The organism is Halorubrum miltondacostae (genome assembly GCF_041379815.1).
GTDB lineage: Archaea > Halobacteriota > Halobacteria > Halobacteriales > Haloferacaceae > Halorubrum > Halorubrum miltondacostae.
The window spans coordinates 432374-458474 of sequence record NZ_JBEDNY010000003.1 but is presented as its reverse complement, the minus strand read 5'-3'; the positions used below and the strand labels follow the sequence as shown (position 1 = coordinate 458474).

25 protein-coding genes are annotated in these 26101 nt (G+C 68.8%); 11 read left to right on the top strand and 14 right to left on the bottom strand.

The features are described from left to right. Positions 1-208 precede the first annotated feature (208 nt). Together coxB and ABNG04_RS11390 are read left to right on the top strand one after the other, a co-directional pair. Positions 209-985, top strand: coding sequence for a cytochrome c oxidase subunit II (gene coxB, locus ABNG04_RS11395; RefSeq protein ID WP_371162536.1), 777 nt, complete (start codon positions 209-211; stop codon positions 983-985). Beyond that, entirely contained in the window at positions 982-3480 is a 2499-nt protein-coding gene (locus ABNG04_RS11390) for a cbb3-type cytochrome c oxidase subunit I (RefSeq protein WP_371162535.1), read from the top strand. The genes coxB and ABNG04_RS11390 overlap by 4 nt, the downstream gene beginning before the upstream one ends. A 31-nt stretch (positions 3481-3511) precedes the next feature. Here the strand turns inward: ABNG04_RS11390 and ABNG04_RS11385 are convergent, their stop codons facing one another. Then, a complete protein-coding gene (locus tag ABNG04_RS11385; protein ID WP_371162534.1) occupies positions 3512-3994 on the bottom strand; it encodes a DUF7575 domain-containing protein in 483 nt (160 codons plus the stop codon). A gap of 77 nt (positions 3995-4071) precedes the next feature. Between ABNG04_RS11385 and ABNG04_RS11380 the strand changes: the two genes are divergently transcribed. Both ABNG04_RS11380 and ABNG04_RS11375 read left to right on the top strand, forming a co-directional pair. Then, the gene (locus ABNG04_RS11380) at positions 4072-4212 is read left to right on the top strand and encodes a hypothetical protein (protein ID WP_371162533.1); all 141 of its coding nucleotides are present in this window, start codon (positions 4072-4074) and stop codon (positions 4210-4212) included. 92 nt (positions 4213-4304) lie between these two features. Continuing rightward, entirely contained in the window at positions 4305-5297 is a 993-nt protein-coding gene (locus ABNG04_RS11375; protein WP_371162532.1) for an NAD-dependent epimerase/dehydratase family protein, read from the top strand. Between the two features lie 33 nt (positions 5298-5330). On the opposite strand, the gene ABNG04_RS11370 is transcribed toward ABNG04_RS11375, so the two are convergent. The 3 genes from ABNG04_RS11370 to ABNG04_RS11360 form a co-directional block, all read right to left on the bottom strand. After that, complete coding sequence (locus ABNG04_RS11370) at positions 5331-6080, bottom strand: GNAT family N-acetyltransferase (protein WP_371162531.1); 750 nt, start codon at positions 6078-6080, stop codon at positions 5331-5333. 196 nt (positions 6081-6276) lie between these two features. Further along, a complete protein-coding gene (locus tag ABNG04_RS11365) occupies positions 6277-7827 on the bottom strand; it encodes a glutamate-cysteine ligase family protein (protein ID WP_371162530.1) in 1551 nt (516 codons plus the stop codon). Positions 7828-7947: 120 nt separating this feature from the next. Then, on the bottom strand, positions 7948-8223 hold the full coding sequence (locus ABNG04_RS11360) for a cytochrome C oxidase subunit IV family protein (protein ID WP_371162529.1): 276 nt from the start codon (positions 8221-8223) through the stop codon (positions 7948-7950). Positions 8224-8382: 159 nt separating this feature from the next. On the opposite strand from ABNG04_RS11360, the gene ABNG04_RS11355 reads away from it, so the two are divergent. Then, positions 8383-8901, top strand: coding sequence for a hypothetical protein (locus tag ABNG04_RS11355; protein ID WP_371162528.1), 519 nt, complete (start codon positions 8383-8385; stop codon positions 8899-8901). A gap of 53 nt (positions 8902-8954) precedes the next feature. On the opposite strand, the gene ABNG04_RS11350 is transcribed toward ABNG04_RS11355, so the two are convergent. Next, positions 8955-9485, bottom strand: a complete 531-nt coding sequence (locus ABNG04_RS11350) for a halocyanin domain-containing protein (protein ID WP_371162527.1) — start codon at positions 9483-9485, stop codon at positions 8955-8957. Between the two features lie 146 nt (positions 9486-9631). Between ABNG04_RS11350 and ABNG04_RS11345 the strand changes: the two genes are divergently transcribed. After that, complete coding sequence (locus ABNG04_RS11345; protein WP_371162526.1) at positions 9632-10222, top strand: hypothetical protein; 591 nt, start codon at positions 9632-9634, stop codon at positions 10220-10222. A 42-nt stretch (positions 10223-10264) separates the two neighbouring features. On the opposite strand, the gene ABNG04_RS11340 is transcribed toward ABNG04_RS11345, so the two are convergent. Then, entirely contained in the window at positions 10265-11413 is a 1149-nt protein-coding gene (locus ABNG04_RS11340; protein WP_371162525.1) for an acyl-CoA dehydrogenase family protein, read from the bottom strand. 102 nt (positions 11414-11515) lie between these two features. Here ABNG04_RS11340 and ABNG04_RS11335 point away from each other — a divergent pair, with 102 nt between their 5' ends. Beyond that, the gene (locus ABNG04_RS11335) at positions 11516-12313 is read left to right on the top strand and encodes an RIO1 family regulatory kinase/ATPase domain-containing protein (RefSeq protein ID WP_371162524.1); all 798 of its coding nucleotides are present in this window, start codon (positions 11516-11518) and stop codon (positions 12311-12313) included. A 39-nt stretch (positions 12314-12352) separates the two neighbouring features. Here the strand turns inward: ABNG04_RS11335 and ABNG04_RS11330 are convergent, their stop codons facing one another. Genes ABNG04_RS11330 through ABNG04_RS11310 form a run of 5 tightly spaced genes read right to left on the bottom strand, consistent with a single transcriptional unit; the run spans position 12353 to position 17376 of the window. Then, positions 12353-13102 carry an ABC transporter ATP-binding protein gene (locus ABNG04_RS11330; RefSeq protein ID WP_371162523.1) on the bottom strand — a complete coding sequence of 250 codons (750 nt, stop codon included), beginning with the start codon at positions 13100-13102 and terminating at the stop codon, positions 12353-12355. Continuing rightward, on the bottom strand, positions 13099-13887 hold the full coding sequence (locus ABNG04_RS11325) for an ABC transporter ATP-binding protein (protein ID WP_371162522.1): 789 nt from the start codon (positions 13885-13887) through the stop codon (positions 13099-13101). The genes ABNG04_RS11330 and ABNG04_RS11325 overlap by 4 nt, the downstream gene beginning before the upstream one ends. Then, positions 13880-15094: a branched-chain amino acid ABC transporter permease gene (locus tag ABNG04_RS11320; RefSeq protein WP_371162521.1), complete on the bottom strand. Its 1215-nt coding sequence runs from the start codon at positions 15092-15094 to the stop codon at positions 13880-13882. The genes ABNG04_RS11325 and ABNG04_RS11320 overlap by 8 nt, the downstream gene beginning before the upstream one ends. After that, positions 15091-16050 carry a branched-chain amino acid ABC transporter permease gene (locus ABNG04_RS11315; protein WP_371162520.1) on the bottom strand — a complete coding sequence of 320 codons (960 nt, stop codon included), beginning with the start codon at positions 16048-16050 and terminating at the stop codon, positions 15091-15093. The genes ABNG04_RS11320 and ABNG04_RS11315 overlap by 4 nt, the downstream gene beginning before the upstream one ends. Positions 16051-16059: 9 nt before the next feature. Then, a complete protein-coding gene (locus ABNG04_RS11310; RefSeq protein ID WP_371162519.1) occupies positions 16060-17376 on the bottom strand; it encodes an ABC transporter substrate-binding protein in 1317 nt (438 codons plus the stop codon). 179 nt (positions 17377-17555) lie between these two features. On the opposite strand from ABNG04_RS11310, the gene ABNG04_RS11305 reads away from it, so the two are divergent. Continuing rightward, entirely contained in the window at positions 17556-18422 is an 867-nt protein-coding gene (locus ABNG04_RS11305) for a proline dehydrogenase family protein (RefSeq protein WP_371162518.1), read from the top strand. A gap of 37 nt (positions 18423-18459) precedes the next feature. On the opposite strand, the gene ABNG04_RS11300 is transcribed toward ABNG04_RS11305, so the two are convergent. Continuing rightward, the gene (locus tag ABNG04_RS11300) at positions 18460-19197 is read right to left on the bottom strand and encodes a helix-turn-helix domain-containing protein (protein WP_371162681.1); all 738 of its coding nucleotides are present in this window, start codon (positions 19195-19197) and stop codon (positions 18460-18462) included. Positions 19198-19284: 87 nt separating this feature from the next. Here ABNG04_RS11300 and ABNG04_RS11295 point away from each other — a divergent pair, with 87 nt between their 5' ends. Then, positions 19285-20805 carry an aldehyde dehydrogenase family protein gene (locus ABNG04_RS11295; protein WP_371162517.1) on the top strand — a complete coding sequence of 507 codons (1521 nt, stop codon included), beginning with the start codon at positions 19285-19287 and terminating at the stop codon, positions 20803-20805. A gap of 33 nt (positions 20806-20838) precedes the next feature. Here ABNG04_RS11295 and ABNG04_RS11290 read toward each other — a convergent pair whose 3' ends face one another. Continuing rightward, entirely contained in the window at positions 20839-21801 is a 963-nt protein-coding gene (locus tag ABNG04_RS11290) for a transcriptional regulator TbsP domain-containing protein (RefSeq protein ID WP_371162516.1), read from the bottom strand. Between the two features lie 105 nt (positions 21802-21906). Between ABNG04_RS11290 and ABNG04_RS11285 the strand changes: the two genes are divergently transcribed. Continuing rightward, positions 21907-22704, top strand: coding sequence for an aldo/keto reductase (locus tag ABNG04_RS11285; protein WP_371162515.1), 798 nt, complete (start codon positions 21907-21909; stop codon positions 22702-22704). A 30-nt stretch (positions 22705-22734) separates the two neighbouring features. Here ABNG04_RS11285 and ABNG04_RS11280 read toward each other — a convergent pair whose 3' ends face one another. Further along, positions 22735-23769, bottom strand: a complete 1035-nt coding sequence (locus tag ABNG04_RS11280; RefSeq protein ID WP_371162514.1) for a phosphotransferase family protein — start codon at positions 23767-23769, stop codon at positions 22735-22737. Positions 23770-23915: 146 nt separating this feature from the next. Here ABNG04_RS11280 and ABNG04_RS11275 point away from each other — a divergent pair, with 146 nt between their 5' ends. Beyond that, entirely contained in the window at positions 23916-26099 is a 2184-nt protein-coding gene (locus ABNG04_RS11275) for a hypothetical protein (RefSeq protein ID WP_371162513.1), read from the top strand. Positions 26100-26101: the final 2 nt, after the last annotated feature.

Sequence of the window (26101 nt, the reverse complement as noted above, 5' to 3'; positions counted from 1 at the left end):
CCCTTCGACGCGTGCGCTTCGCCCCCGTCGCCGCTCGACGCGACTGTGCTCTCGAGGGGAGGCCGGGTCGGCGTCGTGCCGTTCGACCGGGCGGCCCCGGCGACTATCGCACGGGGTACGGGGGGCGCCTATCCCTATATCCGTCGCCCCGCTACACAAGAGATAAGTGTGCCATCGCTAAGGGAGATACAAGAGCAGACTGACGAACATGATAGATCCAGTTATCCTACAACAGGGGAGTGACTGGCGCGCACAGGCGGAGGTCTTCGACGAGATCTTCTTCGTCTTCCTCGCGCTCGGCACCCTCGTCGGCACCATCGTCGTGGCGTACACGCTGTGGAACGTGTACAAGTACCGCGACGACGGGAACCGGTCGGACGAGGACTTCGACGCGCCGGTCGTCGGCGAGCTCCCAACGGGACAGGGCGGTCCGAAAGCGAAGAAGCTCTTCCTCTCGTTCGGGCTGAGCGCGATCGTCGTCATCAGCCTCGTCGTGTACGCGTACGGGCTGCTCCTCTACGTGGAGCAGGGCCCCGACGACGGGACGGAGGGAGACATCGAGATCATGGTCGAAGGCTACCAGTACGGCTGGGCGTACGAGTACCCGAACGGCCACACCGAACGGGGTGAACTGATCGTGCCGGCCGACCAGCGGATCGACCTCAACATCACGTCGAGGGACGTCTGGCACAACTTCGGCTCGTCGGACTTACGGATAAAGTCCGACGCAATCCCCGGAGATCACAGCGAGACGTGGTTCGCTGTGAGCTCCGAGGACGTCGAGGCGCAAGGCGGGGAGGCGACGTACCGCGTCGAGTGCTTCGAACTGTGCGGTCCGGGTCACTCACAGATGAAGAGTCAGGTCACGGTCATTCCGCAAGACGAGTGGGAAGAGTGGTACGCTAGCACGGGCAACAGCTCCGAGAGCGCCAGTGTCCAGCCCGCAGGGGCCGGCCTGACGGCGCACAGCGGGGTGAGCGCATGAGCGGACTCCCACCAACGACGTCCGTCAAGCGCTGGTTCGTCACGACCAATCACAAGGACGTCGGTATCCTGTACACGATCACGGCCCTGTTCTTCCTGCTGTTCGGCGGCGTGATGGCGCTGCTCATCCGCCTCCAGCTCTGGGACCCGACGAGCCAGATCCTCTCCGGGCTGGCGTACAACGAGGCCGTCACCGCCCACGGGCTGATAATGGTGTTCTGGTTCCTCTCACCGTTCGCGTTCGGGTTCGCGAACTACTTCGTGCCGCTCCAGATCGGCGCGGACGACCTCGCGTTCCCGCGGCTCAACGCCCTGTCCTACTGGCTGTACCTGGGGTCGGGCGTCCTGCTCGCGATCAGCTTCTTCCAGGGCGGCACGCTGTCGGCGGGGTGGACGATATACGCGCCGCTGAACGTGCCGATGTACACGCCGAGTATCGGGTCAACCGGCGCGGTGCTCGCGCTCGCGATGTTCGTCACCGGCACCACGGCGTCGACGGTGAACTTCCTCACGTCCATCCACCACTCCCGCGCCGAGGGGATGGGAATCATGGACATGCCGATGTTCACCTGGTCGATGCTCGCGACCGTGTGGATGATGCTGTTCGCGTTCGCCGCGCTGCTCGCGGTCGGCCTCATCCTCGCCGCCGACCGCGTCCTCGGCAGCGTCTACTTCTCGGCCACCGAAGGCGGATCCCTGCTGTGGGGTCACCTGTTCTGGTTCTTCGGTCACCCAGAGGTGTACATCGTCTTCTTCCCGGCGCTCGGGGTCATGCTCGAGCTGTTCCAGACGTTCTCCGGGCGTCGCCTCGTCGGTCGGAAGTGGGTGATCATCTCCATCTGTCTGATCTCCGTCCAGTCGTTCCTCGTGTGGATGCACCACATGTTCCTGACGACGATCAACCTGGAGATCAAGACGCTGATGATGGCGACGACCATCGGGATCTCGTTGCCGTTCGACCTCGTCGTCTTCTCGCTGATCTACACGCTGATCAAGGGGCGGATCCAGTTCACGACGCCGTTCCTGTTCGCCTTCGGCGCGCTACTGCTGTTCATCCTCGGCGGCATCACGGGCGTCTTCCTCGGCGCCATCGTGCTCGACTACGAGTTCCGCGGCACCTACTGGGTGGTCGCACACTTCCACTACGTGATGTTCGGCGGGGCGACGGCGCTGTTCGGCGGGGCCTACTACTGGTTCCCGAAGATAACGGGGAAGATGTACGACGAGTTCCTCGGGAAGCTCCACTTCGTGATCTTCTTCATCGGCTTCAACGCCGTCTACTTCTCGATGTTCCTCGGCTGGGAGACCCCCCGCCGGGTGTTCGAGTACAACCCCGAGTTCCAGATCTACCACCAGTTCGGGACGATCGGCGCGTTCGTCCTCGGGTTCTCGTTCTTCATCATGTTCTACAACTTCGCGAAGTCCTACGTCTCCGGCGACCCCGCCGGCGACAACCCGTGGGACTACTCGCGGACGGCGGAGTGGGCCGTCTCCTCGCCGCCGCCGCTCGAGAATTGGCCCGACCGGCCGTCGTACGCCTCCGGGAAGCTGGAGTTCGTGAAGGACTTCGTCCCCGACGGCGGCCCCGCGATGAAGACCGACGACAACGGCGACGTCGCCACCGACGGCGGCGACAGCCACTCGGCGCACATCTCCGAGTACCCGTACTGGGACAAGCACGCGAGCCACGCCAGTATCTGGCCGTTCGCGCTCGCGGTCGCGCTCGGCGTCACGCTGTTCGGCTTCTCCGGCTTCGCGGACGCGGTCACCGTCGAGTTGGGTGAGACGGCACTCCAGAGCGACGTCGTCATCTCCAACGCCATGTACCCGATCGCCATCGCGCTCGGGCTCGTCGGGCTCCTCTACACCGGCGTGATGTGGGGGCTTGAGGACTTCTACGCGCCCCCGTCGGAGTTCGCGGAGCGCTGGCCGTTCAACGGCGTCGAGAAGGTGAAGCTGGGGATGTGGTTCTTCCTGGCCTCCGACGTGATCGTCTTCGGCGCGTTCCTCTCCGCGGCCATCTTCGTCCGCTACAACGCGGGCTGGATGACGTGGGAGCCGCTCACCGAGTCGCTGCCGGGGCTCATCAACACCTTCGTCCTGATCACGTCCTCGTTCACCGTGATCTTGGCGCTGGTCGCGGCCCGCCGCAAGAGTCGGAAGGGGCTCCTGGCGACGCTGGGGTCGACGATCCTGCTCGGGTTCACGTTCATGGCGATCAAGCTATGGGAGTGGAACCACGAGATCTTCGACCGCGGCGTCACGATCTCCGCGAACGCCCACGGCGACCCGATCCAGGCGTCGATCTACTACGTCACGACCGGGCTCCACGGGATTCACGTGCTGCTCGGGTTAGTGATCGCCATCTTCCTGTTCGTCAGGGCCTACCAAGGGCACTACCTCGACGACGAGCGGCCGGTCGAATACTTCGGCCTCTACTGGCACTTCGTGGACATCGTCTGGGTGTTCATCTTCCCGCTGTTCTACCTCTTCTGAGGCGGTCCGCGGCTCGTTTTTTCCCTCCGGTTCACGCGCTCTCGTTCGCTTCGAGCGGCTCCGCACACCACTGACAGAAGTCGAACGCCGGGTCCGTCTCCTTGCCGCACTCCGGACAGGGGACAGTGCCGTCCCCGTCCGTCGGCTCCGCGGAGGGTGAGTCCGTTCCGGTCGTCGTCGCGCGCGCGCCGGTCGACTCCGCGGCGGCGTCCGCCCGGCCCGCGTCGCGTTCCCGCTCGTGCGCTCGGTTGTCTCGGTGGGCCACGACGTACGCGTCGATCACGCTCGCGGCGACGACCGCGGCGGCGGGCGCGACCTCGTCGACCGCCGGCGGCGTGCCGGCGAACGCGGCGTTGATGGCGGACTCAGGGACGAACACGAACACCGTCGCGGTGACCGCGACGTACCAGCCGAACGCGCGGGCCCACCGGCGCAGGTACGCGTGGCCGAGCCCGGAGACGACGAGCGCGAGCAGGGCGGCGAGCCAGGGTCGCCGGCGAGAGTGATTCGTCATGGGCGACCGTACGGCCCCCCGGCCTGAGAACCTACCTCTCTCGGAGCGTTTATGTGCCGGACGCGCCGAACTCCGGTATGTTCGGCGTTCCGCTCGGCGAGTTTCTCTCCGGGGCCGCGTTCGCGGTGTTCGGCGTCGGGACGTGGGGGATCGGCCTCGGCGTCGCGTACCTGCTGTACCGCCGATGGCGCGGCGACGGCCCGCGCGGTGACGACTGAGTCGGACGCTGTTGGAGCCGCGAGCGCTTTCGCCCGGAACCCCTGTGTTCCGGTTCGGTCACGCTTATCACGTCGCTCGTTCGATCTCGGATATGACAGACACGGCGCTCGTCGTCGGCGGCACGCGGTTCATCGGGCGACACACCGTCGAGGAACTGCTGGCACACGACTACGAGGTCGCGATCTTCAACCGCGGGAACCACGAGAACCCCTTCGCCGACGATGACCGCGTGACGCACGTGGAGGGCGACCGCAAAGACGAGACCGCGCTGCGCGCGGCGAAGCTGTCGGTCGGGCCCGACATCGTGATCGACTGCGTCGCCTACCAGCCGGCTGACGTGGAGACCGCGACGGAGGTCTTCGCCGACGTCGACGGCTACGTGTACATCTCCTCGGGCGCCAGCTACGCGACTGAGGAGATCCCCAAGCGAGAGGGCGAGACGCCGCTGGAGTCGTGTACCGACGAGCAGGCGGTCGACGATTCCCACGAGACGTACGGTAACCGGAAGGCCGAGGGCGACCGCGCGGTGTTCGCGGCCGCCGAGGACGGCGCGACTGCGACGGCGGTCCGCCCGTGTATCGTCTACGGCCCGCACGACTACACGGAGCGGCTCGACTACTGGATCGACCGGGTGCTGACCCACGACCGCGTGGTCGTGCCCGGGGACGGACAGAACCTCTGGCACCGGGCGTACGTCGAGGACGTCGCGAGCGCGCTGCGGATCGTCGCGGAGCGCGGCGAGCCCGGCGCGGCGTACAACGTCGGCGACCGGCGCGCGCTCACGCTGCGGGAGACGCTGGAGACGATCGCCGACGTCGCAGACGTCGAGTGCGAGGTCGTCTCGGCGAGCGACGACGCGCTCGCTGCCGGCGGGCTCGAACCCGACGACTTCGTCCTCTACCGGGAGTACCCGCACCTGCTCGACACCTGCGCGCTCGCCGACCTCGGCTGGGAGTCGACGCCGGTCGACGAGGCGATGGAACGGACCGTGGAGGAGCACCGCCAGTCCGACCGCGACGGGAGCGAGTGGGACCCCGGTCGCGAGGCCGAGGAGCGCGTCATCGGCGTGAAGGAGACGCTCTGAAGCGGAAAGACCGCGCCGCGTGGGGTGTCGGCGTCAGTACGCGGCGTCCCATCGCGTCGGCTTCCGGCGGTTCCCGCAGTCCCGACACTCCATCCGGTCCATCGTGTCGATCGCCACGTCGGTCCCCTCGCAGTTGCCACAGAGGTAGCCGTACCGCCGGTCGTGGCCCGGATCGGCGTACGCGACGTAGAACGGCGCCCGCGACCCGCGGTCACTCTCGTCAAAGGCGACGTGGACCCGCTCCCCCTCCTCCGTCTCGTAGATCGCCTCGGAGATGCCGGTGAGGCTGCCGACCTGCTTCCGGTACTCCCGTTCCGCGAACAGTTCGCCGCCGATGTCGACGTCGCGCTCGCCGGCGAGCTCGTACCCCTCGCGCTGGTAGAACGTCGTGCCCGCCTCGTTGTCCGCGAGGACGCGCGCCTCGATCCGGTCGACCTCCGCGGACTCGAGGGCGGACTCGACCCGTTCGAGGAGCGCGGAGCCGATGCCGGACTCCCGGTGGTCGGGGTGGACGTGGAGCCAGTCGATCTCGCCGACGCGCTCGCGGCGGCCGACGACGTAGCTCTCCGCGAACCCGACCACGTCGCCGTCGACGACCGCGACCGGGAACACCGCGTCGTCGTCGTCGACGTCGTCTCCGAGGTCCTTGGCGTCGTACCACTCCTCGACCGCCTCGTCCAGCAGCTGCTCGCCGACGGCGTGTCCGTACGACGCCACGAGCGACTCGCGGGCGACCGATCGGACGGCGTCGACGTCGGCGGCGGTTGCGGCGCGTAGTTCCATGCGGGTAGATCACACCCCGTGTACAAAAAACTCGGTCGGAATTCCACGCCCGCGGCGGCGACGGGTTCCTGTCGAAACCTCCGAGCCGAAGCGGCTCTCGACCCGCCACGAGCTACGCGAGTCCCCGTTCCGAACGGACGGGGCCACGCTGCCGGATCGGTCCCTCTCGCGCGGTCGCCTCGGCCGCCCGCCTCGATCACGCGCAGTCGGCGGCGACCGCGCCGTCCGGCCAGTCGACGAAGTGCCCATCGAACAGCGTCGTCGCCTGCGTGCGGACGTACGCCCGCTGCGACGCGCGCACCGCGTCGGTCGGCGAGTCGCCGGTGTCCAGCGCGCGTTCGGCGACCCGACGCTTCCACCGCGCCGGCGTCCGTCCGGTCTCGGCGCGCCGTCGGAGCGGCGCGATCCGCGAGCGGGCCTCCTCCGAGGAGAGGCCGCGCGCCTCTAGTCCGGCGACGGCGGCAGCGAAGAGGTCGGCGAAGAGCCGGTCGCGGTCGACGGTCCGGTCTCCCGTCGCGGTAATCCAGGTGAGGTCAGCGTCGATGCCGTCGCGGACGGCCGCGTAGAAGTTCGCACGGGCGGTCTCCCACGGCAGTTCGGCCGCCGGATGGTCGCCGTCGGCGAGTTCCGTGAGCAGTCCGACGACGGCGGCGACGCAGGCGATGGCGTCGGGGAGCGTCGGCTGGCCGGGCAGCGGTCGGAATTCGATCCGCGCGCTCGCGGCCGCCTCCGTCGCTCCGTCGAACACCGGGCGCACCCATCGCCAGTAGCTGCCGTGCTTGTGCCGGAAATGGACGAACGCGTCGTCGAACCGCTCACCGCCCTCGATCTTCGCGGGGACGACGACGGGGTCGGCGACGATGCGGTCCACCGCCGCGGCCGCGTCGTCGAGGTCGCGCGGGAACGCGACCTTCGGCTCGCACTCGGGCGGGTTCATCAGCCCCTCGTACAGCGGGACCCGCGTCTCAGCGTGCGAGCCTCCGAGCAGGAGCTCCCGCGTCGGCGCGCCCTCGTCGTACAGCGTCGGCGGGAGGAACGGGGAGTTGGCGGCGACGGCGAGCAGCGGCCCGGCGACCCGGAGCGCGGCGTCGTGGTACGCGGGGAGGTCGGCCGCGCGCCGCGGCTGGAGGTGCGGCTGGATCGACGTCGTCAGGCTCACCGGGCCCGCGTTGTCGGTCGCGACCGTCGCTCCCGGGAGCTCCACGCTCCCGGTCACCGACCGGTGCTCGTCCACGCTGGCGAACCCGTGGTACCTGACCGCGTTGCTGACGTTGATCGCCAGCACCAACCCGTCTTCGTGGGTCGCCTCCGTCAGGTACCGCTCCGTCGACCCGTCGGCCGGACCGACCGTCCACGTCCCGTCGCTCACGAAGCGGATCCCCTCTTCGGCCGCGAGTCGCTGGAGGCTCCGGAGCTTCGCCGTCGTCCCCTGCCGGAGCGCCGCGAGTCCCGCCTCGCTACACGGCTGGACGTCGCTCGTGAGCTCCGCGTTGTGGAGGCCGAGCTCCCGCTCGAACCCGCGACATCGGAGCAGCGACCGCGGCACCCGTCGGACCCCGCCCCGTTCCGCGTCGACCGCGTACAGCTCGTGTTCCAGCCCGATGGTCGACTGGACGTTGTCGAACGTTCCCTCGGCGACGTGCTCTTTGAGCGCCTCCCCCTCCTCGCGGGCGCGCTCCCGGAACGCGTCCGTATCGACGCTTCTTGACGCCCGAACGCCGTCGATCGTCGGTCGTTCCGCCCCCATTTGCCACCGGTATTTGTCACCGATTGACAAGAAATTTGCGCGGCGGGGACGACGCCAGTGAGGTCCAGAGTTCAGCTGCGAGAAGCGGGTCGTTCGTCGGCGAAAGCGACGGGTGGTGGTTTACGAGATGGAGTACGTCGCGGCTGCCATCAGCAGCATGGTGAGCGCGAGCGCGAGCCCCATCAGGTAGGTCAGCGAGCGGTTCTCCCACTTGAGGTGCTGGAAGTACGCGACGATGAGCACGGTCTTGACCGTCGCGATCACCAGCGTGCCGCCCAGCGCCTGGGCGTACGTGAACTCGACGAACGACGTCTCGAAGAGCGCGAAGTTCAGCGTCGCCGCGACGAGGAGGGCGACGTATATCGCCGAATACTGTTTCACGGAGTCGTGCGCCATCTTACACCTCACTTCGTCCCTGCGCTTAAAGAATTAACCATCCGGGGGGAGCCGGTGACGGCACAGGGGGCGGGATCCCGACCGCGTCTCGGATCCCGAAACGACTATGCGCGCGACGGCCCGACCACTCCCCAGTCGCAGCACGCGACCGGTACTCCCGTGACTCCGCTCGAACCGACGGACGACCTGCTCGAATCGCTGTACGTCGTCAACAAGGTCGCGAAGCAGTTCGCCGACGAGGCCACCGCGGCCTACGAGCGCGGCGACGTCACCGAAAGCAACGTCCGCTCGGCGCGCAAGGACGCCCTCTACCGGCTCAAGACCGCCGTCCTCACCCGGGTCGTGGCGTACGACGCCGACGGGGTCACCGGCGAGTACCACGCCATCAACGGCGACGTGTGGTTGTTCCTCACGGTCGGCGACTGGCACTTCCACCAGCCGCCGCACGCGATCGGCGGCGACCTCACCGACGCGATCGCGATCTCGAACTCGCGGGCGGACCCGATCGACGCGCCGTACGTGCGCGACGCCTCGGTCGAACGCTCGGACCGCACGCTCGAAGAGGCCCTGTCGCGGCTCGCCGAGGTCGGTGCCAACGCCAACGACCACCTCGCGCGGCCGACCGTCACCAGCGAGCACGACCGGATCGTCGACGTCCGCTGGTCGTTCCTGTCGTAAGCCGCGTCGTCAATAAAAGATCGCGTCGCGTCCGCCTGGACCGCGGGAGCCGATTACCCTTCGACGACTTCGATCGCGCCGAGCATCCCGTTCGCCTGGTGGGGCGTACACTGGTACAGCTGGATCCCGGTGTTGTCGAACGACTGCTCGAAGGTGTGGCCCTCCTCGGAGACGGAGTCGCCGCTGTCGAAGTCGGACTCGGACCCCTCGACGGAGGCCACGTTGTGCGCGCCGCCGTTGCCGGTCCACTCCCAGACGACGGTCGTGCTGGAGTCGACGCGGATCGCCGCCGGCGAGAAGGCGAACCCGACGTCGCCGGCGCCGACCTCGACGGTGACCTCGTCCTGCCCGGTGAAGTCCATGATGGTGCCGTCGTACATGCGGGCCTCGGAGAGGTAGTCGTCGATCTCGCTCGGCACGTCGTCGACGGCTTCGCCGGCGCCGCCGTCGCCGCCGTCCATCCCGTCACCGCCGTCGGACCCGTCGCCGCCGTCGCCGCCGCCGGAACAGCCGGCGAGCGTTCCGATGGTCAGCGCGGCTCCGGTTCCGGCGAGATACCGCCGCCTGGACAGATTATCAGACATCACCTGAAGTAGGGGGTGAAGCCTTACAAACCCCGTGATGGCTCCCGATTATCGGGAATCTTCGGGGGCCGAAACGACGCTTGGACGATTGAGCCATTGCGGCGCCGAGAGTCGGGTTTATCGCCCTCCGCCCCCTCGCGGGAGGCATGCGCGAAGACGCGCTGGCGACGCGGCTCGTCGAACACTACGAGGCGACGGCCGACGACCCGGCGATCCGGCTCGAAGAGCCGTACGACGCCGACGGCCGGGAGGGCGTCGTGGACCTCTTCGTCCGGACGCGGACGCCAGAGCCGGTCGACCGCGTGATCGAGCTCAAAGCCGACGCCGCGGTCCGCCGCGCCACCGGCGCGAACGAGGTCCTCCGGCAGTACCGCCGCATGGAGCGGTACTTCCACGCGGACGCGAGCCACGCGCTCCGGCCCAAGCTGGGCCGGAGCGAGCCGGGCGCGCGGTACCTCCTCTGTTTCGCGCCGACGCCGACCTGCGTCTACCACGTCGCGACCAACCGCACGCTGTACGGCTCCGTCGACCCGGCGGCGCGGGCGGGCGACGTGCCCGCGGTCCGCACCGTCGCGTTCCTGACCGGACTCGACGGCGACCCGAGGGACCTCGGGCTCGTCTCGGTGAACGGTGACGCCGCGTTCGGCTCTGAAGCGTTCAAGCGCGCAGTTCCCGAAGACTCGCGGCTCGCGGAGAGCCTGCGCGCCGTCGACGACGACCTCGTCGAATTCCCCTGAACCGGTTCGGAGAGGAGCCGCCGCCGGTGAGAAAGGACCCGGTTAGAGGCCGATCTCGCGCCCGATGACGACGTGTTGGATCTCGCTGGTCCCCTCGCCGATCTCCATCAGCTTCGCGTCGCGGTAGAACCGCTGCGGGGCGAAGTCGGTGGTGTACCCGTAGCCGCCGAGCGTCTGGACCGCCTCCTCGGCCACCTCGCGAGCCGCCTCGCTGGCGTCGAGCTTCGCCAGCGCCGACTCTTCCGTGACCGACTCGCCAGCGTCGTACTTCGTCGCCGCCTTGTGCGTCAGGAGGCGGGCGCGCTCGATCTGGCGGTGCATGTGGACCACCTTGTCGCGGACCGCGTCGAACTTCGCGATCGGCTTGCCGAACTGTTCGCGCTCGCCCGCGTACCCCTTGGCGGCCTCGTACGCGCCCTGCGCGAGCCCGACGGAGAGCGCGGCGATCGAGATCCGACCGCCGTCGAGCGTCTTCATCGTCTGTTTCCAGCCCTCGCCCTCCTCGCCCAGCAGGCGGTCCGCCGGGATCCGGACGTCGTCGAAGGCGATCTCGCAGGTCGGCGAGCTGTTGAGCCCCATCTTGTCCCAGACGGTCGTCACCTCGAAGCCGTCGTCGTTCTCGGGGTCGACGATGAACGTCGAGATGCCGTCGTAACCGGCTCCGGGGTCCGTCACCGCCTTCACGACGATCGAGTTCGCGACGTTCGCGTTCGTGATGAACTGCTTGGTGCCGTTCAGCACGTACTCGTCCGTCTCGGCGTCGTACTCGGCAGTCGTGTCCATGTCGGAGGCGTCCGAGCCGCTGCCGGGCTCCGTGAGCGCCCACGCGCCGATTCCCTCGCCCTCCGCGAGTGGACGGAGCCACTCCTCTTTCTGTTCGTCGGTGCCGAACAGGTCGATCGGCTTCGCGCCCAGCGACGTGTGCGCGGCGTACGAGAGGCCGATCCCGCCGGAGACGCGCCCGAGCTCCTCCGTGACCAGGGCGTACATCAGCTGGTCGCCGCCGAGTCCCCCGTACTCCTCCGCGACCGGGATCCCCATCATGTCGAGATCCGCGAGCGAGTCGAACACCTCCTCGGGGAAGCGGTGCTCGTCCTCGATATCTTGGGCGATGGGCGCGATCTCCTCCTCGCAGAACTCTCGGACAGTGTCGCGTATCATCCGGTGCTCTGCGGGTACCTCGAAGTCCATGGGGGAAGATCGCGACCCGCGGACATAAACGATGCGAACGACCGTGACAGACCGCGCCGGGCGGAGCCGACGACTTATCAGGCGTCGTCGCGTGCCGCAGATATGGAGTTCCGGGAGCTCGTCCGCGGTCGCGTCGACTGGCCCGACATCGAACGGGTGGCGCGCGAGCTGGCGACCCGGTACGACCGCGACGGCGTCCGCGTGCGGTTCCTCGACGCCGACAACTGGCTCTCGACGCCGATGGTCGTCGACGACGACCTCTTCGTGAAGGTGATCACCAGACAGAACACGCTCGTCCACGCGCTGTTCACCACCGGGCGGAACCTCGGGGCCGTCTCCGCCGGCACCGAGGGGTTCTTCGAGCGCCACGAGACCCCCTACGAGATGGCGCGCCACGAGCTGGAGGCGACCCGGCGGGTCCGCGAGCTCGGCGTCAACGCCCCCGAGCCTGTCGAGGCGTTCGAGGTCGGCGACCTCGGCGTGCTCGTGTTGGAGTACCTCCCCGAGTTCCGCACCCTCGGCGAGCTCGACGGCGACGCAGTGGCCGGGTTCGCGCCCGACCTGTTCGAGACGCTCCGGACGGTCCACGACGCCGGGCTCGCGCACGGCGACCTCCGCGCCGAGAACGTCCTCGTCGCCGACGGAGAGCTGTACGTCATCGACGCGACCCGCGTGAGCGAGGACGGCCGCGAGGCGGCGCGCGCCTACGACCTCGCGAGCGCGCTCGCGGCGCTGGAGCCGCTCATCGGCGCGGCCGACGCGGTCGACGCCGCGCTCACGAGCTACTCGACCGACGAGCTCCTCGCGGCGCGGCGGTTCCTCGACTTCGTCGCGATCCGCCCGGACCACGACTTCGACGCCGCAGAGCTGATCGGCGAACTCGAAAAGCGGACGGCGTGAGACGCGCCAGAAAGAGCGTCGAGCGAGGGCGGACTCGACTCAGCCGCCGAGGTACAGCTGCGAGACTTCCTCGTCGTTCAACAGCTCCTCGGGCGTCCCCTCGAACCGGACGGTCCCCTGGTCGAGCACGTAGCCGCGGTCGGAGATGCCGAGCCCCTTCGTCACGTTCTGCTCGACCATGAGGATCGCCGTCTCCATGTCGTTGACCTCCTTCACGTCCTCGAACACGTCGTCGGCGGTGTTCGGCGCGAGCCCCGCCGAGGGCTCGTCGATCAGGAGCACGTCGGGCTCCATCACCAGCGCCCGGGCGAACGCCAGCACCTGTCGCTGGCCGCCGGAGAGCGTCTTCGCCTTCGCGCTCCGCTTCTCCTCGATGATCGGGAACCGGTCGTACAGTGTCTCGATGACCGCTTCGAGGCCGCCTTCACGGGCCACGCCGCCCATGCGGAGGTTCTCGTCGATCGTCAGCGAGCCGAACACGTTGTCGGTCTGGGGGACGTAGCCGATCCCCTCGCGGACGATCTCTTCGGGCGCCATCCCGCCGATGTTGCGGCCGTGGTAGGCGACCGTGCCGGTCCACGGAGTCAACATCCCGAAGGCGGTCTTGAGTACCGTCGACTTCCCGGCCCCGTTCGGGCCGACGAGACAGACGATCTCGCCCGGGTCGAGCCGGATCGAGCAGTCGTCGAGCACCTGTACCTCGCCGTACCCGCTGTCGACGCCCGACAGCGAGAGCACCGGATCGGCTCCGTCGGTGGCCCCCGCGGGCCGGGTGGTGTCGTCGCTCATGCGCCGCCTCCGAGGTACGCGTCGATGACGCGGTCGTCGTTCCGGACCTCCTCGGGGGTCCCTTCGGTGAGGACGTGCCCCTGGTCCAAGACGACGACCGGGTCCGCCAGGTCCATCACGAACTCCATGTCGTGCTCGATGAGCAGGAACGTCGTCTCCTGCTCGTTGAGCCGTCGGATCTGCGTCTTCAGCTTCTTCGCGAGCGTCGGATTCACCCCAGCCACCGGCTCGTCGAGCAGCAGCACCTCCGGCTCGGCGAGCATCGCCCGCGCGAGTTCGACCAGCTTCATCTGCCCGCCCGAGATGTCGGTCGCGGGCTGGGTCGCGAGGTGATCGATCTCGAACTCCGCCAGGATCCGCTCCGCCTCGGCGAGGTTCGCCGACTCGCTCTCGGCGACCGTCCCGGGCGAGGTGAACAGCTTCCGGAACGACTCACCGGGCTGCTCGCGCGGCCCGACCAGCATCGCCTCGCGGACCGTCATCCCCTCCAGCTTGCGCGGCGTCTGAAACGTCCGGATGAGCCCGTAGTCGGCGACCTCGTACGGCTCCATGCCGGTCACGTCCGTCCCGTTCACCTTGACGGTGCCGCCGTCCGGCTCGTAGAAGCCGGAGATGAGGTTGAACAGCGTGGACTTCCCGGCCCCGTTGGGGCCGATGAGCCCGGTGATGGTGCCGCGCTCGACGCCGAACGTCGCGTGGTCGGTCGCTGCGAGTCCCCCGAACGACTTCTGGAGGTCGTCGACCGCGAGGACCGGGTCCTGCTTGGCGAGTGCGCCCTCACTCATCGCCACCACCCCCTTTCTGCTCGCGGACACCGCTATCGGGTGAGTCCGGCGCCCCACCGCCGTCGACCGCGCTCGGCCAGATCAGCTCGCGCTGCGGGGGGAGGACCCCCTGCGGCCGGTAACGCATCACGGCGATGATCACGACCCCGATCAGCAGCAGTCGGAGCGGCGCGGGGTCGATCGGCAGCGCCACGTCGTTGAGGAACCGCGTCCCTTCCCGGATCGTGACGATGACGATGCCGCCGAACAGCGCCCCGCGGTTCGAGCCGCTGCCGCCGAGGATCACGGCGACCCAGGCGTAGAACGTCGTGATCGGGTCTAGGTCGCCCGGCCCGACGTAGAGGTTCAGGTGGGTGTAGAACACGCCCGCCAGCGCCATGATCAGGCTGCCGAGGACGAACGATTGCATCTTGAACGAGTAGGTGTCTTTCCCCAGCGCCCGCGCGAGGTCCTCGTCGGACCGGATCGTGCGGAGCACGCGCCCCCACGGCGACCGGTGTGCGCGCCGGAGGACGAAGTAGACGCCGCCCGCGAACGCCAGCACCAGCAGGACGTTCAGCGATGCGCGCCAGAACGCCGTCTCCAAGAGCACGGGCGAGCCCGGAACGACCTCCAGGCGGAGCCCCGGCATCGCCTCTGGGAACGTCCCAAGCACCGGCCACCCGGCGAAGAAGCCGGGGATGCCGCGGACGCCGGCGCTGCCGTTGGTCAGCCACCGCTCGTTCAACACGATCAGCCGGACGACCTCCGCGAGCCCCAGCGACGCGATGGCGAGGTAGTCCGCCCGGAGCCGGAGCGTCGGGATGCCGATCAGTATCGCCAGCACGAACGCCACGGCGAGCCCGACGACGAGCCCGACGATCGGGAGCCCGAGCAGCGAGGAGAGGAGCGGGACCCCCTCGAACAGCTCCACGAGCGGCGACCCGCTCGCGGTGAACAGCGCCGCACCGTACGCGCCGACGCCGAAGAAGGCAGCGACGCTGAAGTTGATCAGCCCGGCGAACCCCCACTGCGAGTTCAGCCCGAACGACAGTAGGGCGTACATCCCCGCGAGGCCGACGAGGAACAGGAAGTACGTCGGCCCGAGCGCGCCGGTGAGCAGCGCGGCGAGGAGGAAGAGCAGGAACGCGACGCTGACGCCCAACACCCACCCCTCCGGGCGGGTCAGTTCTTCGACCGCGCCCCGCGGATCGGTGAGGGCGCTCACGTCGCCCCCTCCCCGGCGATCCCGTTCGGCCGGACGAGCAGCACGGCGACCATGATCACGAACGCGATGGCGTTCGCGTACTCGATGCTGACCAGGCTCTCGAGGAGGCGCGCGAGCCACCCCGGCCAGATCGGCAGCGCCTCGACCACGTCGGAGAAGAACGGTGTGAGTTGATTTATCATACCGATGATGAAACCGCCCGCCATCGCGCCGTAGACGGAGCCGATCCCGCCCAGGATCACCGCCGCGAAGATGACCAGGAGCAGGTTGAAGCCCATCCGCGGCGAGAGCTGGTTGAACAGCCCGAGGAACACGCCGCCGGCGCCGGCGAGACCGGCGCCGATGACCCACGTCCAGAGCTTGACGCGCCGCGTCCGGATGCCGCTGACCCGGGCGAGGTCGGGGTTATCGGCCATCGCGCGCATCTTCCGGCCGAGATCAGTGTACTGGAGCAGCACGTGGAGCCCGACCACGAGCACCGCGGCCGAGACCACGATCGCCACGTCGTGGAGCGTCACCCGCACGCCGTACGGCACCAGCGCCTCGATCGGCCGCAGCGGCTGGATGTCGAACCGCGTGAAGTCGGAGCCGAACCGGATCTGGATCAGCGCCCGGTAGACGAACGCGATCCCGATCGACGTGATCAGCAGACCGATCGAGTCGACGTCGAGCGGCTCGTAGATCACCCGCTCGGTGATCACCGCGACCGCGGCGGCCGCGGCGATGCCGACGACGAGCGCGACGAAGAACCCGTACGGGAGCCCCAGCACCGCGCCGCCGAGCCCGCCGATAGCGCCGAACGTCACGAGCGCAGTGTACGCCCCGATCGTCATCGTGTCGCCGTGGGCGAAGTTCGCGAAGTCGGCGATGCTGTACACGAGCGACAGCCCGATGCTCCCGAGGACGATGATGCTGCTAAAGACCAGCCCGTTGGCTAGGTATCCGATGACGGTCATCGGACCGGGTTAGCCTTCGACGAAGTCGATGCCTTCGTACTCGTGGTCCTGTACCTCGAGGACCTGCAGGAAGCCGACCGGGTCGCCGTCCTCGTTGAAGTCGATGGGACCGCTGACCCCCTGGTAGTCGACGTCGTCGGGGCCGCCGCCGTCGGCGAGGATCTCGCTCGCGGCCGCGAACGACGTCACGGTCTCGCCCTCCGGTCCGGAGACGCGCCGGACGGTGTCGTTGAGCGCCGCGCCCGTGAACTCGTCGGCCGCCTGGATCGCGAGCGCGGCGTTGATCACGCAGTCGTACGCGTACGCCGCCCATGAGGTCGGCTGGCGGTCGTACTCCGCTGCGAAGTCTTCGGCGAACGACTGGTAGTTCTCCTCCTCGACCGGGGCCGAGGGGACGACAATCTTCATCCCGTCGATGCTCCCCTCGGGGGTGTTCTCCAAGACGTTGTCCCCGGAGACGGAGTCGGCGCCGTAGAACTGCGCCTCGTAGCCCGAGGAGAACACCTCGTTGACCATCGTGGCGAACTCGGCCTGGTAGGTGACGAACAACCACGCGTCCGCGCCGGAGCCGTTCATCTCCGAGATGACGCCGGAGTACGACTGCTGGTCCTGGTCGTGGGGCGTGTTGTAGACGACGTCGCCGTCGTAGGCGTCGACGAACGCGTCGGTGAGGCTCTGCCCGTAGTCGTTGTTGACGTAGGTGACCGCCACCTCGTCGTAGCCGTCGTCGGCAATGATGTTCGAGAGCGCGAGCGACTGGCTGCGGCCGGACGGCGACATCCGGAGCAGCCCCGGGAATTCGGTGAGGTTGAGCCCGGTGGAGTTCTGGCTCAACTGGACGACGTCGTTCCCCTCGACGACGCTCTCGTAGATCGCCAGCGAGACGCCGGACCCGACCGCGCCGATGAGGAACGGGACGCCGTCCTGGTTGACGAGCTTCTGGGCGGCCGCGATCCCGCCCTGGTTCTCGCTCTCGGAGTCCTCGACGACGATGTCGAGTTCGCGTCCGTCGATGCCGACCTCGTTGACGCGCGACAGGGCGAGGTTGACCCCGCGCTGGTTCCGCTCGCCGAACGCCGACAGCGACCCGGTCTGCGAGTCGACCATCCCGATCTGGAACGCCTCGGTCGTGTCGCCCCCGTCGCTGCCGTCGTCGCCGTCCATCCCGTCGTCGCCGTCTCCGCCGTCGCTGCCGTCACTGCCGTCGTCGCCGTCACCACCGTCGTCGGTCGTGCTGAGACAGCCCGACAGGGCGACGAGCCCCGCGCCGCCGGTCAGTTTCAGAAGCGTTCGCCGGTCAGCCACGTCCGTGGTATCTCGTGACATGTTTATCCGATTATTCCGAACACATCTGGGCATCTCAATCCCGACCCGTCCATGGTCGGTTCGGCGGACGCGAGCCGTCGAGCCCGGGAGCAGAGACGGTCGCGTCTTTTTACGACTGGTTGAAACTGAAAGAATTGGTCGGGTGCGGATATATACCGGTCCCGGCTCGAACTGTTCGTATGATACCGCCCATCGCGAGCAATTTCGTCGCCGGGGAGACCCCGGAGGCGGCGCTCGCGCACGTCGAGGCGCTCAACGACCGCGGTGTGGCCGGCATCCTGAATCTCCTCGGTGAGCACTACGAGGAGCGGCCGCCCGCCGACGCGGACGCGGACGCGTACGTCGACCTCGTCGAGGCGATCGCCGAGCGCGACGTCGACGCCTGCGTCTCCGTCAAGTCGAGCCAGATCGGCCTCGACATCGGCGACGACGTGTTTCAGGAGAACCTCGCGCGTATCGTCGCGGCGGCCAACGACTCCGCGGCGACCGGCGCGGACGGGACGGGGACCTTCGTCTGGATCGACATGGAGGACCACGAGACGACAGACGTGACGCTCGACGCCTTCGAGCGGCACGCCCTCGGCACCGACGGCAACGTCGGGGTCTGCGTCCAGGCGAACCTGAAGCGGACCCACGACGACCTCGAACGGCTGGCTGAGCTCCCCGGGAAGGTCCGCCTGGTCAAGGGCGCGTACGACGAGCCCGCGGAGCTCTCGTACAAGGAGAAGGCGCGCGTCGACGAGTCGTACCGGGACTGCCTCGCGTACATGTTCGAGGCGTTCGACGACGGCGTCGCCGTCGGGAGCCACGACCCCGCCATGATCGAGTACGCAGAGGAACTGTACGCCGAACACGGGACGCCCTACGAGGTCCAGATGCTGACGGGGGTCCGCGAGTCGGCGCAGTTCGACCTCGCGGCGAACGACGACGTGGCGGTGTATCAGTACATCCCCTACGGTTCCAAGTGGTTCTCCTACTTCTACCGGCGGGTCAGGGAGCGGAAGTCGAACGCGCTGTTCGCGCTGCGGGCCATCGTCGGGAACTGACCCCGGGCCGCGCTCGCGGATCTACTCGCCGCGGCGCTCACGGGTCCAACAGCTTCGACTCTGCCTTCCGGAGGTGTTCGAGCAGCGTCGTCTTCGAGACGTCCATGTCGTCGGCCAGCTCGCGGGTCGAGGCCTCCCGGGGCCATTCGTAGTAGCCGGCTTCGCGGGCGTGTTCGAACACCTTTCGCTGGGTCGTGGTCAGCGTGTCGAGCCGGTGCTCGCGGGGGGTGCGGCCGGCGTGGCCCGACGACGACATCGACTCGACGGACACCTCCGCGCCGGACGTCTCTTGGACCGCGTCGAGCGACTCTCGGATGTCCGTCCGCTCGCCGACGAAGCACACCTGCCACTCCTCTCGCCCGTTCTCGATCCTGACCGGCGCGCTGTGGACGAAGCCGTGCTCCAGCAGCGTCGGACAGACCATGTCGGCCGGGTCGTACTCCAAGAAGAACTCTCGGACGACGTTGCCCGGCGCGTCGCGGGCGCGCCCGAACCGTTCCTGTAGCTCTAAGAGGTTCCCCGCGCGGTCGGACTCGCGGATCGCGTCGAGCAGCGCCTCGACGTCCTCGTTCGTCTCTCCGAACGCCGTGAAGAGGCCGTTCACGGAGTTGGGCGCGTCGGTCTCGGTCCGCGGCGAGTTGTAGATGGCATGCGCGAGCACGCCGCCGTCGGTCCGTTCCGTCGCCTCGATCGCCCAGCAGTTCGGATGCCAGAGGTCCAGCGTGAGCCGGGTCCCAGCCCACTCGTTCGCCCCTTCGGCGTCGGTCGTCGCCATTGTGGTGTATGCTTGGTACTCCATCACAAAGACCCTGCCGACCATGGTAGGGTGGGTTATTTGGACGGGCGACGACAACCGCCGTACATGGCGCAGCCCTACCGACACTACATCGACGGCGAGTGGGTCGACGGCGACGGCTCCGAGACGTTCGAGAGCGAGAGCCCCGCGACCGGAGAGACGCTCGGCGAGTTCCACCGCGGGACGCCGGACGACGTTGACCGCGCGGTCGACGCCGCGGACGAGGCGTTCGAGGAGTGGCGAGAGCTCTCCCGGATCCAGCGCGCCGAGTACCTCTGGGACGTCTACCACGAGCTCCGGGACCGGACCGACGAGCTCGGTGCGATCGTCTCGAAGGAGTGCGGCAAGGAGATCAGCGAGGGGAAAGCCGACGTGGTCGAGGCCGCGCACATGGTCGAGTGGGCCGCGGGGGACGCCCGACACCCCAAAGGCGACATCGTCCCGTCGGAGATCCCCTCGAAGGACGCGTACATGCGGCGGTCGCCCCGCGGCGTCACCGGCTGTATCACGCCGTGGAACTTCCCGGTCGCGATCCCGTACTGGCACATGGCCATCGCGCTGGTCGAGGGGAACACCGTCGTGTTCAAGCCCGCGGAGCAGACGCCGTGGTGCGCGCAGATCGTCGCGGAGATGTTCGACGACGCCGGCATCCCGGACGGCGTGTTCAACATGGTCCAAGGGTTCGGCGACGCGGGCAACGCGATCGTCGAGAACGACGACGTCTCGACGGTGCTTTTCACCGGCTCCGCGGAGGTCGGCCACCACATCCAGGACAAGCTCGGCGGCGTCGCCGGCAAGCGCGCCGCCTGCGAGATGGGCGGGAAGAACGCGATCGTGATCACCGACAAGGCGGACCTCGACACCGCCGTCCACTCGGCGGTGATGTCCTCGTTCAAGACGACGGGGCAGCGCTGCGTCTCCTCCGAGCGCCTGATCGTCCACACGGACGTGTACGACGAGTTCAAAGAGCGGTTCGTCGAGGTCGCGGAGTCGGTCGCGGTCGGCGACCCGCTCGACGAGGAGACGTTCATGGGGCCGCTCATCGAGCCGGAGCACGTCGAGAAGGTGACCGAGTACAACGAGCTCGCCCGCGAGGAGGACGTGAACGTCCTCGTCGACCGGACCGAGCTCGACGACCACGAGATCCCCGACGGCCACGATGACGGCCACTGGGTCGGGCCGTTCGTCTACGAGGCGGACCCCGACGCCGACCTCCGGTGTACCCACGAGGAGGTGTTCGGCCCTCACGTCGCCCTCCTCGAGTACGAGGGCGGCATCGAGCGCGCGGTCGAGATCCAGAACGACGTCGAGTACGGGCTCGCCGGCGCGGTCATCTCCGAGGACTACCGGCAGATCAACTACTACCGCGACCGCGCCGAGCTGGGACTGGCGTACGGCAACCTCCCGTGTATCGGCGCGGAGGTCCAGCTCCCCTTCGGCGGCGTCAAGAAGTCCGGTAACGGCTACCCCTCCGCCCGCGAGGCGATCGAGGCCGTCACCGACCGCACCGCGTGGACGCTGAACAACTCCAAGGAGATCGAGATGGCGCAGGGCCTCTCCGCGGACATCAAGACGAAAGACGACTGACGCCCGGCGACCGTTCTGGTCGCTCGGTCCGCGTCAGTCCGCGACGCCCTCCACTGCCGCAACCGTCTCTGCCGGCGTCTCGGCCGCCGCGAGCGCGCCGCGCGCCACGAGCCGCTCCCGCGGCCGCCCCACCGTCTGCGGTTCGGGGGTCGTCTCGATCAGATCGGCCTCCCGCAGGAGCCGTTTTATCCGCGTGAACGTCGAGGGACTCCCGAGTCCAGCGTCCTCGCAGGCCCGCCGGAGGGTGCGGTCGAGGACGCCCTCGCGCGCGCCGACCGCGTAGGCGCGGATGCGAGTCTGCTCTGGGTCTGGACCGGCTGGCGGACTCTTCGCGTCGCCGTATTCCGTCGAATCAGCGGCACCCGCCGAATCACCGGCATCCTCCGGTGCGGCGGGCAGGTCGAGCGCGCGGAGCACCGCGGCGGCAACCGACTCGTCGCACCGCGTCGCGAACCCCTCGTACACCCGCCGTCGGCTCGGCGTCCGGAGCCGGTACCGGTCAGCGTCCGCGAACTCGGAAGCGTACCGCCCGCGAAGCGTGGCGTCGTCGCCGACGCGGAGCCACCGCCCGTCGCCGTTCCTGCCTCGTAGCAACGCGTATCCGGTATCGGTCCCCGCCAGCGCCGCGTTGGGCTGCGGCGCGTCAAGGACGCGGAGGTCGACGACGTCGGCGTCGAGCAGCGCCGCGAGCCGGCTCGCCGCCCGGAACCCCGCGGTCGCGGTCTCAATCGCGGACTCCCCCGCGAACACCCGCAGCGTCGGGAGCTCGTCCGCCGCCGTCGGACCGTCGCTGCCTCCGCCGTCGCCGCTGTCGTCGCCGCCGTCGCGGCCGTTCCCGCTGGCGAGGCACGGTTCGACGAGCGCCGGGGCGACCTCGCGGTACGCCCGGACCACGTCTCCCAGCAGTCGCGCTCCCGGGTCGACGAGAATCGGCTCGGAGAGCCCGCCGAGCGGGACCGGTTCGGGAGCCGTGGAGAGCGCGGGATCGGTGACCATCGACGATTCCTACGGGAGCGACAAATTAAGATTGCGGGGCGGGACGGCGGATCGCGGCGTGCCGGCTCGCGCGCCTTTTTCACCCCGCGCTCGCAACAGACCCCCGTGCCACCGCTGGACCTGTCGATCGGGCTCGGAACCTCCGGGCTCGACGACCCCGAGACCTGTACCGACACCGTCGCCGCGGCGCTCGAGGCCGGCTACCGTCACGTCGACACCGCGCAGATGTACGACAACGAGGCGGCCGTCGGCGAGGGGATCGCCGCGAGCGACGTCGACCGCGACGACGTGGTCGTCGCCACGAAGGTCCACCCCGAGAACCTCTCGCCCGAGGACGTGCGGGAGACGGCGCACGAGAGCCTCGACCGGCTCGGCCTCGACCGCGTCGACCTCCTGTACGTCCACTGGCCGATCCGGGCGTACGACGCCGCGGCGACGCTGCCCGCGTTCGACGACCTCCGCGACGCCGGCGTGACCGACCACGTCGGCGTCTCGAACTTCACCCCCGACCTGCTCCGCGAGGCGCGCGAGATCCTCGACGCGCCGATCGCGGCCCACCAAGTCGAGTGCCACCCGCGGTTCCGACAGCCCGCGCTCCGCGACCTCGCCGCGGAGTTCGACCACGACTTCGTCGGCTACTCCCCGCTCGGGCGCGGCGCGATCCTCGACGACGCGGCGATCGCCGAGATCGCCGGACGGAACAACTACTCGCCGGCGGTCGTCGCGCTCGCGTGGGCGGTCGACCGCGGGATCGTGCCGATCCCGAAGGCGCGGGGCGCCCACGTCCAGGAGAACCTCAGCGCGGTCGACGTGGACCTCCCGGCCGACGACCTCGACGCGATCGACGCGCTCGATCCCGGCGAGCGCCAGATCGACCCCGATGACGCGGCGTGGAGCCGCTGACGGCGCGCGGCCGTCGCTCCGTCCCCCCGTTCAGGCGGCGTCGAGTCGCGCCCGCAGTTCGGTGTCCGCCCGCTCGACCAGCGCGTCGAGGGGCTCGTCGAGGTACGTCGTCCACTGGTCGACGAAGCCCGATCGCCCGAGCATTCTGACGACTTCGTACACCGGCCGTCGACGTTCGAACCCCGCCGGGAGTCCGCCGGCGCGCTCGCGGTAGCCCGCCCGGAGGGCCGCGGCGAATCGCTCCGGCCCGGTCGAGTCGAAGCCGTTGAGCAGTTGGTCCTCCGCGCGCACCAAGTCCCGGGCGGGGTCGCCGACGTGGGACAGCTCCCAATCGATCGCCGCCACGGCGTCGCCGTCGACGAAGAGGTTGGGCTTTGCGATGTCGCCGTGGAGCAGCGCGGCCGGCGCGCCGTCGAGCAGGTCTCGGTTCGCGCGGACGCAGTCGACGACCGCGTCGTAGTGGTCCGCGAGCCGATCGGAGGTTCCGATCTCCCGCGTCCGCTCGACCGTCGTGAGGAGCACGTCCGTCCAAGACGCGAACTCGATCGAGAGACCGGCCGCGGAGTCGCCCTCCTCACGCGCGACTTCGCCGCCCCCCGCTTCCGTCGCCGCGCTTCCGGTCTCTCGGCCCGTGCCGACGATCTCGCCGTGGCCCGCGAAACGGTCGGCGTGGAGCGCCGCGAGGGCGCCGCCGGCCCGCCGGAGCAGGCGCTCGCGTTCCGCGTCGTCCGCGGCCTCGTATACCTCCAGCAGTTCGCGACCGGGGGCCGGCGCGGTCGCGAGGTACGCCGGCTCCCCGTCCGGGTCCGCCGCCAGCACCTCGGGCACCGGAAGAGGGCCGTACGCGCGGAGGTACCGGAGGACTGCGCACTCCCGCGCGAGCCGGTGGCTCTCGTCCGCGAGCGCGATCTTGAGATACGCCCGGCCGCCGTCGGCGAAGGCGACGCCGATGGTCTCGTTGGCCCCGTTCCACGAGGGGCCGACGCCGATCAGCCGCTCGACGGAGCGGTCCGGAAACGCCGCGGCGAGAGCGCGATCGATCGGCCCGGACTCGACGCCGTTCATGATTTCGTTCCGGGCCCGGCCGATGTTAAGATTGTTGTCAGAGACGCCGTCCGGAGTTCCGTGACGGTAGACAACACACGTGTCAGCGTCTCGAATCCCGGTACTTACCAACAGCCTCATACGTGTAGGCCAATCAGGAAAGTTCAGTGATAGACGGGTTGTCTGACGGACGCGTCGAGTTCGAAGTCGACGGCGCGACGCTGACGGTGCGCGACGCCATCGAGGGCGAGGAGCTCCGACTCCGCACCGACGTCGACCCGGACCTCTCGCCGGCGCTCCCGGAACTGTTCCCGTCCCCGATCGACCGAGCCGTCAGCTTCGAGGCCGAGTCGCTGGAGATCCCCGAGTACGCGTCGATCGTCGTCCGGGACGTCGACGGCGACCACGTCGCACGCCTCGACGAGCCGATGGACCTCCCGCGCGGTTCGTACTGTATCGAGGTGAACGGCGCGACGAAGGCGCTGATCCGGGTGACTGATGTCGAAGTGTCGGCCGCCGGCGCTGCCGGACCCGACCCCGTCACACTGTCGTTCGATCGCTCCCGAACCGTCTCGGTCGGCGGGCGGTCGCTCCACACCCGCCCCGAGGCGACGATCACGGTCCCCGACGACCCGGCCGCGCTGACGGAGGCGGTGTCCGTCCTCGGGTCGTCGATGAAGGAGTTCACGCCCGAGCGCTCGTGGCCGACCCTCCGCGGCTACCCGCCGCGCATTGAGCGCGGCGACTCCCTCGACATCCCCAGCCCGCTTACCGTCCCCGACACCGGCGTCGAGGTCGTGGTCCGGCCGACGTACGCGGACGTGTACCGACTCTCGACGCTGTCGTACTACCTCGGCGCTCGGATGACGACCGGCGACGCCCCGGCGATCCGACTGGACACCGGGTATGAGGAGCGGCTTCCGACCGAGGGACGAGCCCTCGAAGAGCGCGTCATCGAACTGTTCGAGACGTGGTTCTTCCTCGATACGCTCGCCCGGACTGAGGGGTACGTCCCGTCGGACCGCTACGCCTACGAAGAGGTCGGGCCGACCCTCCCCTTCTATCCGCCGAACCTCACCGACCGGACGATGAGCGAGCGGCTGATGGAGTACTTGGAGGTCGACCACGAGACGGTCAACTCGTATCTACCCGCGTGGCCGACAGAGGCAGTCCTCCGCCCCGCGCCCGCGGCCGCGGAACTGCTCTCGCACCTCGCGCACTTCCTTGCGCCAGTCCGCGTTCGCGGTCGTACGGACCACCTACAACCGGACGAATCGATGGCCGTTGCGACGTCGCCACAGCCACCGACGGATCCGCAGGACATCGAGCGGTCGGGCGCAACAACCGCCGACGGGGAACCGCGCTCGGTGATGACTCCGGAACGGGAGCAGATGAGCGGCGTTCCAAGTCCCGACACGGAGCCGCTACGGGCAGGCGCGTCGGCGCTCACGCCGACGGCGTACGAGAATCGGCTCCGAAGAGGGGTCCCGGAGCGGGGAAGCGTCGCAGTCGCGCTCCTGATAGGCGACCCTGAGCGAGCTCAAACCGTTCGAGCGTCGCTTTCCGAACCGGCGAACCTCGACGGGGTCGGGTCCCTCTCGGTGCTCGCCGCTCCGTCTCCGGAGTTAGTCGCCGAAACCCTGTCCGATTCCGAACTCGACATCGCCTACTGCGGCGCCGAGGTTCGAAGCGACGTGCTTGACTCGGTCGGCGGTGTCGACTGTGCGTCGCGTTCCGGAGAACCCACCAGAGACGGAGCCCCCGCGCTCACGGTGTTCGAGGACTCGGTGGACACCGCCGTCGGCGTCGACGCCATCGACCGCGGTGGGGTGAGCGCCGTCCTCGCGGACGGTCGCGTCTCAGCGGATCGGATTCGAACCCTGATCGGTCTTCTCAGCGCCGGATATCCGGTCGGTACCGCCAGTCAGCTGGCGACTTCCGACGAGGGCGTGGACGTCCGATACGCGGGCGATCCGGCGACCGCCGTTGCCACCGATCGGGGGCACGCGACGCAGCTGTACGCGTGTCGACCGCTCTCTGACGACTCGTTCCGCGTGTCCGTCCAGTCACTGGTCTCGACTGATGTGTTGAGCGGCGGTGAGTTCAGGATGATTAAACTCTTCAGTGACACGAAGTCCACGCTGGTGGGGACGAGAATCGAGGCCGGCGTGGCGGACACTCCACACATGCTCGAGCTACACGAAGAGAAGTCGCCCGTCCTTCGGTTCCCGAACGACATCGTTCTTTGGAGCGACGACCTTTCGGCAGCGGACCTATCCGAAATAGCCGAAGCGGGACAGTCCGACGCCGATTCGATCGCGTCTCGGGACGGGCCGCGCTGTAAAGACTAACC

Bases quoted from the DNA above. Each gene is read 5' to 3' on its own strand.
- coxB (WP_371162536.1), top strand. From the start codon at position 209: ATGATAGATCCAGTTATCCTACAACAGGGGAGTGACTGGCGCGCACAG.
- ABNG04_RS11390 (WP_371162535.1), top strand. From the start codon at position 982: ATGAGCGGACTCCCACCAACGACGTCCGTCAAGCGCTGGTTCGTCACG.
- ABNG04_RS11385 (WP_371162534.1), bottom strand. From the start codon at position 3,994: ATGACGAATCACTCTCGCCGGCGACCCTGGCTCGCCGCCCTGCTCGCG.
- ABNG04_RS11380 (WP_371162533.1), top strand. From the start codon at position 4,072: ATGTTCGGCGTTCCGCTCGGCGAGTTTCTCTCCGGGGCCGCGTTCGCG.
- ABNG04_RS11375 (WP_371162532.1), top strand. From the start codon at position 4,305: ATGACAGACACGGCGCTCGTCGTCGGCGGCACGCGGTTCATCGGGCGA.
- ABNG04_RS11370 (WP_371162531.1), bottom strand. From the start codon at position 6,080: ATGGAACTACGCGCCGCAACCGCCGCCGACGTCGACGCCGTCCGATCG.
- ABNG04_RS11365 (WP_371162530.1), bottom strand. From the start codon at position 7,827: ATGGGGGCGGAACGACCGACGATCGACGGCGTTCGGGCGTCAAGAAGC.
- ABNG04_RS11360 (WP_371162529.1), bottom strand. From the start codon at position 8,223: ATGGCGCACGACTCCGTGAAACAGTATTCGGCGATATACGTCGCCCTC.
- ABNG04_RS11350 (WP_371162527.1), bottom strand. From the start codon at position 9,485: ATGTCTGATAATCTGTCCAGGCGGCGGTATCTCGCCGGAACCGGAGCC.
- ABNG04_RS11345 (WP_371162526.1), top strand. From the start codon at position 9,632: ATGCGCGAAGACGCGCTGGCGACGCGGCTCGTCGAACACTACGAGGCG.
- ABNG04_RS11340 (WP_371162525.1), bottom strand. From the start codon at position 11,413: ATGGACTTCGAGGTACCCGCAGAGCACCGGATGATACGCGACACTGTC.
- ABNG04_RS11335 (WP_371162524.1), top strand. From the start codon at position 11,516: ATGGAGTTCCGGGAGCTCGTCCGCGGTCGCGTCGACTGGCCCGACATC.
- ABNG04_RS11330 (WP_371162523.1), bottom strand. From the start codon at position 13,102: ATGAGCGACGACACCACCCGGCCCGCGGGGGCCACCGACGGAGCCGAT.
- ABNG04_RS11325 (WP_371162522.1), bottom strand. From the start codon at position 13,887: ATGAGTGAGGGCGCACTCGCCAAGCAGGACCCGGTCCTCGCGGTCGAC.
- ABNG04_RS11315 (WP_371162520.1), bottom strand. From the start codon at position 16,050: ATGACCGTCATCGGATACCTAGCCAACGGGCTGGTCTTTAGCAGCATC.
- ABNG04_RS11310 (WP_371162519.1), bottom strand. From the start codon at position 17,376: ATGTCACGAGATACCACGGACGTGGCTGACCGGCGAACGCTTCTGAAA.
- ABNG04_RS11305 (WP_371162518.1), top strand. From the start codon at position 17,556: ATGATACCGCCCATCGCGAGCAATTTCGTCGCCGGGGAGACCCCGGAG.
- ABNG04_RS11300 (WP_371162681.1), bottom strand. From the start codon at position 19,197: ATGGCGACGACCGACGCCGAAGGGGCGAACGAGTGGGCTGGGACCCGG.
- ABNG04_RS11295 (WP_371162517.1), top strand. From the start codon at position 19,285: ATGGCGCAGCCCTACCGACACTACATCGACGGCGAGTGGGTCGACGGC.
- ABNG04_RS11290 (WP_371162516.1), bottom strand. From the start codon at position 21,801: ATGGTCACCGATCCCGCGCTCTCCACGGCTCCCGAACCGGTCCCGCTC.
- ABNG04_RS11280 (WP_371162514.1), bottom strand. From the start codon at position 23,769: ATGAACGGCGTCGAGTCCGGGCCGATCGATCGCGCTCTCGCCGCGGCG.